General features: G+C 44.3%; 1 protein-coding gene. It reads left to right on the top strand.

What is annotated here, in order from left to right; genetic code table 11:
* A partial coding sequence (locus E4T71_RS10015; RefSeq protein ID WP_167758535.1) for a hypothetical protein occupies positions 1-255 on the top strand: 255 nt, incomplete at both ends.

Below are 255 nucleotides of genomic sequence, written 5' to 3' on the forward strand. Positions count from 1 at the left end.
AGAAACAACATGGCGACGGAACTACGGCTGAAAACAAACCGGCTCTTGACCCAGAAAAACTCAAAGAGAAACAACATGGCGACGGAACTAAGACTGAAAACAAACCAGTTCTTGACCTAGAAAAGCTTAAAGAGAAACAACATGGAGATGGAACTACGGCTGAAAACAAGCCAGTTCTTGACCCAGAAAAACTCAAAGAGAAACAACATGGCGACGGAACTACGGCTGAAAACAAACCGGCTCTTGACCCAGAAA

Origin of the sequence: Streptococcus sp. WM07, assembly GCF_004570525.1 — a bacterium.
Classification (GTDB): domain Bacteria; phylum Bacillota; class Bacilli; order Lactobacillales; family Streptococcaceae; genus Streptococcus.